General features: G+C 28.6%; 3 protein-coding genes. 2 read left to right on the top strand and 1 reads right to left on the bottom strand.

All coding sequences use genetic code 11. From position 1 onward, the window contains the following. Nucleotides 1-186 (bottom strand): helix-turn-helix domain-containing protein (locus QVZ41_RS14330; RefSeq protein ID WP_478221192.1); only part of this gene is annotated, 186 nt, incomplete at its 3' end. A 187-nt stretch (nt 187-373) separates the two neighbouring features. Here QVZ41_RS14330 and QVZ41_RS14325 point away from each other — a divergent pair. Both QVZ41_RS14325 and QVZ41_RS14320 read left to right on the top strand, forming a co-directional pair. Then, nucleotides 374-4129: a hypothetical protein gene (locus tag QVZ41_RS14325; RefSeq protein ID WP_302885331.1), complete on the top strand. Its 3756-nt coding sequence runs from the start codon at nt 374-376 to the stop codon at nt 4127-4129. A gap of 21 nt (nt 4130-4150) precedes the next feature. Continuing rightward, nucleotides 4151-6439, top strand: a 2289-nt coding sequence (locus tag QVZ41_RS14320; RefSeq protein WP_302885330.1) for a DUF6443 domain-containing protein, incomplete at its 3' end; no start/stop codon positions are given.

The raw sequence follows: 6439 nt of genomic DNA, 5'->3' as shown, positions 1-6439 counted from the left end.
ATCCAGTAAAACTAAGTCAATTGGTGTTTCTTGATTTTTTATAAGATTATCAATCTTATCACTCGTTTGTGCTTTTAAAATATTTAATGGTTTGTTTTTAAAAGGCATTAATTTTAAAGCTTGTTCATAAGCTTCCGTTACAAAAGGGTGTGCATCAATAATGAGCACCTTGATTGTGTTTTTCATAGTTTTTATAGCTTTTTGGTACTAAATAACAATTAATCACTTTAAAAAACAAGTGTATTTGACACGTTTTTATAGGATTTGGAAGATTAATGTTGTTTTTCCTAAATAAAACCCATCGAAATAGTAAGTAATACACTTACTTAAACTAAGATGATTGTTAGTAATTTTGTTAAAAAAAAGATAAACTATGAATAATTTAATTTTTAAATATTTTTTATTTGTGTTATGTGCATTATCTTTTCAGATAAGTTATGCTCAGAGTGAATATGAAAATTTTATTCCTGTATCACCAGAAGCTGCAGCATTATTCAAAACCGTTAATTATCCTATTAATTATAATACTGGAGTCCCCAATATTAATATACCTCTGCACGAAGTTTCAGTTGGAAATATAAAAATTCCTATTGCCTTAAACTACCATGCTGGAGGCTTTAAAATTAATGAACAAGCCACAAGAGTTGGATTAGGGTGGTCTTTAAGTTGTGACATACAAATTTCACAATCAATTAACGGAAAAAATGATTTGACTCCAAATTATGGCTATAAAAATAGTGATTTTATATTATCCACATATCCTTTATCTAATGATCAAAAATTTGATATTGCAAATAATACAAAAGATGGTTCTCCTGATATTTTTAGCTATAAGTTATTAAATAAGTCTGGTTCATTTTGTTTTAGAAAAACTGCCACAGGAACAACTAATTATACAATTGTTCCAATACCATATGATAATATTAAAATCACGTTTAATGAATCAGATGGTACTTTTACTATTATAGACACAGATGGTACTACGTATAATTTCGGAAAACCAGGAAACGTATCTATTAATACGCTATATAATAAATTAGATAATATAGAAAATGTTAAAAGTGAATATACTGGATATATTAGAACTACATGGAAATGTGACAATATCATCAGTAATAATAAAATAGATATAATAAACTTTAGTTATAAAGAAAAAACAAAAAACACCATTATAACCTATAATGATAAAGTAGAGTACTATAGTGACCCATACCAATGTTCATATGGCTTACTTATTTATGGATCAAACGAATACCCGCTAAATACATATACTGATTACAATCAGGTAATGAATAGTTATCCCTTTTATCAGATATCATCACCTAAATATGTTAAATATTTTTGGAATAAAACTGAATTACATGTTCCATACATGACTAGTCAAGGACTAGTTGATAAAACTTACAGTACAAACGAAGGAAAGAGCAAATCTATTAGTGATGTTTATGGGCTTTCATTAAAAGAAATTACTTTTAGAGGAGGTAAAATTAGTTTTGAAGGAGCTGATGAATTAAATAATATTAAAATATACGATGATGATAACCCAAAAAATGAAATAAAATCATTTTATTTTTTCCAATCCACACAAAAAACTTTTGTAAACAACAACTATACAAAAGGAACTAGATATTTAGATTCGTTACATATCAACAATCAATCAGAAACATATCAAAAATACATACTCCGATATAACTCTAAATTTGATTTTGGTAGCCACTTAAAAGGACATGATGTATGGGGATATGTAAATCATAAAACTCGAAAAGTTAATCAATCTGTTTCAGATGAACTAAGTCTTACAAAAAAAACAATCATAGAAGAAAAAATTTATGATCCTTCTGAAGAATGGAACTGTTTATCATATTCGTCTAATGTTGAAATTCCTATCGGAGGAGATGATAATTGGGCTGAAAAATCTGATGAAAATTATATGAAGAATGGAATATTAAGACAGATAATATATCCTACTGGTGGTAGTGTCGATTTCGACTTTGAAGCAAATCAATTTAAAGAGAGCTTTTCTAGTACTATGGGAAATGGATATTTACAAAAACTACCACAAATCAGCGGAGGACTAAGGATACGTGCCATTAATTATTTGGATGAAAATTCCAATTTTTTAAATCAAAAATATTATAGATACGGTGATTTAGAAGAAGGTACAGGAATATTAATGTCACATCCAAAATTGACAGATAATATTGATAGTTATCATTTTGATACTGAGAGTTATTCTCAAGAAATAATTTATTTAAAAAATTCTGGTGGTTCTACAACTTGTTATAATGTGCCTTGTTTAAATCAAATAGGTTCAGAAAAAAAAACAACATATCAGCCTTCTTCATCTCTCAACTACTGTTATCCTAATGGGTCTCCTATTTATTATACTAAAATAACGGAATATGAAAATGATTTAGGACAACGAACAGGGAAAAAAGTATACACCTACTTTGATCCAGAAGAATTTTTAGTTGGAAGTTTTTCTAACCGTAGAAACAGAACAGTTATTCCAGAAACTAACATTCCATACATCAAAACAGATTGGATGATGGGAGCTCAAAAATCGATAGAAACATATAAATATAGTTCAGAGTCTGGATTTAAAATTCAAAACAAAAAAAGTTTTGAATATTCTAAATACATCAATAGTAATATTATTACGGCCTACGCTTTTTATAAAAAAATATACAATGTTGTGAGTGGTGATTCTGATGTTAGCCAGAGAGATATTTACCAATATTACTCTGAGGCAATTATTAGTGGTAAATATAGTATTGAGTTAGGTAAATTACTTTTAAAAAAGGAAACAGAGGAATTGTATGAAACTGAAGGAAAAACAACTACTATAACAGATTATATTTATGGAAAACTTCCTTATTTGAATCCAACCATTACTAAAACCACAAATACTAAGGGAGAAACCATTGAAATACAACAAAAATATGCTTATGATTTTAACAATACTATTTCAAATAGTATGAAAAACAATAATATAATCTCTATGCTTTTTGAAGAAATAAAAACAAATACAACCAAAAACATTGAATTATCAAGAAAAAAAATAAATTACGATTTTATTAATGAAGGTTATGGATTTTACGCACCAAAAACCATTCAAAGTTCCGTTAAAGGAGGTAATTTAAAAACTGATTTAACTTTTAACAAATATGATCAATATGGAAACATATTAGAGGTTATAGGAAAAGATCAAATACCAACTTCATATTTGTGGGGCTATAACGATTTATACCCTGTAGCAAAAATTCAAAATATAAATTATAATTCGATATCTTCCAATTTTACTTCTAACAACCAAATAAAAAACCCATCTAGCCAATGGTCATTGTTATCTGTTTTAGATGGTTTAAGAGCCAATTTATCTAGCCACTTTATAACTACGTTCACTTATAAAAGACAAGTTGGAGTTACTAGTATATCAGATCCTAAAGAACTGTTTATGTTCTATGAATACGACCCTATAGGTCGATTAATTAATATCAAAGATGAATATCAAAATGTGAAGAGTCATTATGAATATAAAACAAATCATACAATCCCTCCGTTCTCGTATAATTATAGTATTCCCAAAATGAGAACCACCGATTATAAAAACGCTAAATTCATTAACTCCTTTTATGATGGAGGAACACAAATTTCCCTTAATGTTTCTCCAGAAGATTATTCAGATGATCAACTAGATGATATTGCAGATGCAGTTATTAATCCTTTTTATTCTTATAACCTTACAGATGATTCCCTAGCAGCTGTTGAACTATTTTATGACTACTATGATTATTCCGGATACTCAGGAAACATTAATATTTATGAGTTTTACCCTACAGAAATGGAATTTGATTTAATAGAAAACAATTCTATAATAGCAACTCAAAAACTACAACCATATAATACGTTTACACCATCTAAATCAACAAACTTAGTTATTCCTGAGGGTACTTATACTCTAAGTTTTAGGATGGATGCAGATGTTAAATATGATTTAGGCTATATTATGAGTTTTACTATTAAAAATATTGAAGATAATACGACGCAATTCATAGATTCTGGAGATTCGTTTACTTTTGAAAAAGGAAAACATTATCAAATAAGAGCTTCTAACTACGTCCAATAATTATTTTATAAACATTAAAATATGAAAAAGATATATCTAATATTGCTAATGTTACCTATAATGGTATTGTCACAAACTAACAGTAAAAATTACATCAAAAATACTGTATACACAATAGAAACTACTGATGGTATACATAAAGCTAACACAAGTACTAATTTAAGTCTAGATGATAAAATTGAAACTATTAGTTATTTTGATGGATTAGGAAGGGCTATACAAGCTGTAAAACAAAGAGCTGGAGGACAAGGTCAAGATATTATTCAACATATTGAATATGATAAATTTGGTAGACAAACTAAAGAATTTCTTCCCTATGCTAGTTCAGGAAACTATGGGGAGTATGATAATAATGCCGCAGCAAACACTATTAATTTTTATAACACTAATAAATACGAAAATACTTTAAATCCTTTTTCGGAAAAGAGATTTGAGACTTCTCCATTAAATAGATTGTTGGAAAATGGAGCTCCTGGAAATGATTGGCAAATTAATACTCAATCAACAGAATCAAAATGTTATGATGAAAATTCTAACGTTTTTAACAGTAGTGTTTGCGTTAATTATAGAAGCTACGTTAACAGTATCTCTGAGGGCTACGGTTCGTGTTATTATCTTGACTATTATGGATATTATGAGGCTGGCTGTACCAGCTATAGAAACGCACATCCTTTACCTCCCTTAAATAGTGCTGACACAACCATAAGTCACACTATTAAGTTTGAGCATCTTTTTAATACAAGTTCTGATTATGTAAGAAAATTTGGTGTTAATTTAGCTAATGATTCTATAAAACTTATAAACGAAGGTTCTTATACTAAAAATAAGCTTCAAAAGGTTATTGTTAAAGACGAAAATTGGCAACCTAGTCAAGAATTTATTCAAGATCATACCACAGAAGAATACAAAGATAAAGAAGGAAGGATTGTTTTAAAACGTACGTTTGATACTGGGAGAAGACTTGACACCTATTATGTGTATGATGATTTTGGAAATTTAACATATGTATTAACTCCAAAGATAATAAATCCATCAGAATCATTATCATGGATTAGTACAAGTCATTGGTTTGATTATGTTCCAGGTGTATTTACTCCAGAAACTACAGCAAGTGAGATTAAGTTTAGTTATAAAAATATTACAGGCGTTTTAGATATTGAAATAAAAAATGTAATGACGTCAACACCTGTTAAATTAGTAAGTGGTTTAGCTTTAGACATCTATTTTTTACCTACAGATTTTCCTGATATAGATTTAGGGAATATACAATTTTCAGATGGTACTATTGCTGGTAGCGCTTATATTCAATCAAGGAAGTTATATTTTAATTCTTCTGGATTATATGCTTCATCAAGTAGTAATGTTACAGAGATTAATATTTCAGTTGATTTAAATAATTTTCAAAATATACCTCTAACTATTGATCAGACAAAGCTAAATGCTTTAGCATATCAATACAAATATGATGATAGAAATAGGCTTATAAAAAAGAAAATTCCAGGAAAAGATTGGGAATATATTGTTTATGATAGGCTTGACAGACCTATAATGACTCAAGACCAAAATTTAAGAAATGAAAATAAATGGTTGTTTACTAAATATGACATCTTTGGGAGGATAGCTTATACTGGAATTTATGAAAATGAGAATGTGACTAGATCAAGTTTGCAATCATCAGCAAATGATGATATATATGCTCTGTATGAATACATACATAATACAACTAATTCATCCATTAGCAACACCGATGTTTACTATAGCTCAAATACCTTCCCTACTAATTCGATAGATAAAATACTAACCATTAATTATTATGACACGTATCGTGACTTACCTAGTAATTTGAGCAGTACTGTGACCAATGTTTTTACTAAAACTTCTACTACTAAAACCAAAGGTTTACCTACAGTTAGTAAGGTTAAAGTACTAGGAACTAATGATTGGATTACTACTATCACCTATTATGATGATAAAACAAATCCAATATATGTATATTCCAATAACAGTTATTTAGGAACTACCGATATTGTAGAAAGTGAATTTGATTTTGTTGGAAAAGTAATCCGAACTAAAACAACTCATAAAAAAACAGGAAAACCTGATATTAAAACTTTAGACGTTTTTGAATACGATCATATGGGTAGAGTCACAAAACAATCTCAATCTATTAATGAAACTAGCACTCCAGAAGTCATTGTAGAAAACACCTATGATGAATTAGGACAGTTAACAAGCAAAGGAGTTGGAGGGAAAAATGGACAAGCTCGCTTACAAAATGTAGATTATACGTACAATATAAGAGGTTGGCTT

Source organism: Wenyingzhuangia gilva (assembly GCF_030519655.1).
Taxonomy (GTDB): domain Bacteria; phylum Bacteroidota; class Bacteroidia; order Flavobacteriales; family Flavobacteriaceae; genus Wenyingzhuangia; species Wenyingzhuangia gilva.
This window is presented reverse-complemented; position numbering and strand designations above follow the sequence as displayed.

What these genes read in the sequence shown, in the direction of transcription:
- QVZ41_RS14325 (WP_302885331.1), top strand. Translation starts at nt 374, where the DNA reads ATGAATAATTTAATTTTTAAATATTTTTTATTTGTGTTATGTGCATTA.